This is a genomic window from Pedobacter sp. 05L430, from assembly GCF_056397585.1.
Genome location: NZ_JBFTNT010000507.1, coordinates 1 through 1,556 on the forward strand (window position 1 = coordinate 1; position 1,556 = coordinate 1,556).

Sequence of the window (1,556 nt, forward strand, 5' to 3'; positions counted from 1 at the left end):
CATACCTAATATATTATATTAATTATGCGCTACCTGTTTACTTTCATTCTTTCGCTTTATTTTGTTTCAAATATTTTCGGACAATCAAGCCCTGGTTTAAAAATTTCACATTTAACCGGCGACTTTTATATTTTCACATCCTACAATTCGTATAAGGGGACTATTACCCCGGCCAATGGCATGTATGTAGTGACCAATGACGGGGTGATGATGATTGATGCTCCCTGGGACACCTCTCAATTCCAACCCCTACTCGATAGCATAAAAGTTAAACATAATAAGACGGTTAAAATTGAGATTGCCACGCATTCACATGAGGATAGAGCTGGAGGGTTAGATTTTTTAAAGAATAGTGGTGCTAAAACCTTTACAACTGATCAAACTGACAAAATTTTAAAAGAAAGCAATAAGAAACGAGCAGAATTTACTTTTAAAAGAGATACAACGATATCGCTTGGTCAATACGAGCTTCAAACATACTATGCAGGAGAAGGTCATACCAAAGACAACATTGTCGTTTGGTTTGAAAAAGAAAAAGTACTTTATGGGGGCTGCCTGGTGAAAAGTACAGATGCAAAAGACTTAGGCAATACCCAGGAGGCCAATCTTACCCAATGGGTGAAAACAATAAATAAGATTAAGCAAAAGTTTCCCAATCCAAGCTTTGTGATCACTGGTCATCAGAACTGGGATCATGTGGATGCGTTGGATCACACCTTAAATTTACTAACTAATAGTATGCAATAGAAATAAAAAAAGCCCTTTATCAAGATAAAGAGCTTTTTCTTACCAATTTTTTATAGTCTTCCAGTAAGGCAATATATTTTTCCATCCAATAATAAACTGATCCCGGATGATCTGATTGAATGTCATTCTTAAGTACCGTAAGGTCTTCCTGGAAACCAAAGCCATTGAGTTCACCTTCAAAATCATGTGAGAAATCATAATTTATGACCTTTCCGATTTCGAAAATCACATCTGTATGAAGTTTCTTTTGTCGAAACCAATTATACAAGGTTCGCCTGTTTACATGTAAACGCCTGGATAACTCACTAATATTTACGTTTTGTCGTCGAACAGCTAGTTCAACAATCTCTCCGGCATTGTGTTCCATAACTTTAGTTAATTTAGTAATCCTTATATTAAACGTTAGGGACGTCTTAATGGTAGCGTATAGGGTTTTAAAAAATTAGAAGTTCTTAGGATTTGAGCATCAATAAAACAGTTAAGGGCATCTTATAAACAAAGATATTTAATAGAAAAAAAAACGTGAACCTACTGATTGTCATAAACTTACTTTTAATGTTCAATAATTTACAATGAAGCAACATAAATGATTACGCCACTCACTTCCTTATTTTCATTATGCCAAAGATTTACGATGCATTTAATCAAATGTCCATTATTGTAAAAGTCGTAGCTCCCTGCACAATTCTCTATCTTCCCGCTATCTATTTTGTTTTTTAGCGTTTCCAGGTCGGGGCTGGTTTCCGAAAATGCATCAAAAAAATTCAGGCCCACAGGATCCCCTTCAGGGAAACCAAATTCTCTCATCC

The 1,556-nt window shown here is 35.5% G+C and carries 3 protein-coding genes; 1 reads left to right on the plus strand and 2 read right to left on the minus strand.

From position 1 onward, the window contains the following. Positions 1–24 precede the first annotated feature (24 nt). The gene (bla, locus tag AC1DG9_RS26885) at positions 25–747 is read left to right on the plus strand and encodes a BlaB/IND/MUS family subclass B1 metallo-beta-lactamase (RefSeq protein WP_172662614.1); all 723 of its coding nucleotides are present in this window, start codon (positions 25–27) and stop codon (positions 745–747) included. A gap of 19 nt (positions 748–766) precedes the next feature. Here the strand turns inward: bla and AC1DG9_RS26890 are convergent, their stop codons facing one another. After that, positions 767–1,114 (minus strand): hypothetical protein, encoded by a 348-nt coding sequence (locus AC1DG9_RS26890; RefSeq protein WP_172662613.1) that lies wholly within the window; start codon positions 1,112–1,114, stop codon positions 767–769. A gap of 200 nt (positions 1,115–1,314) precedes the next feature. Next, a partial coding sequence (locus tag AC1DG9_RS26895) for a hypothetical protein (protein ID WP_477635671.1) occupies positions 1,315–1,556 on the minus strand: 242 nt, incomplete at its 5' end.

Excerpts from the sequence above, each read along its gene's own strand:
- AC1DG9_RS26890 (WP_172662613.1), bottom strand. The coding sequence starts at position 1,114 with ATGGAACACAATGCCGGAGAGATTGTTGAACTAGCTGTTCGACGACAA.
- bla (WP_172662614.1), top strand. The coding sequence starts at position 25 with ATGCGCTACCTGTTTACTTTCATTCTTTCGCTTTATTTTGTTTCAAAT.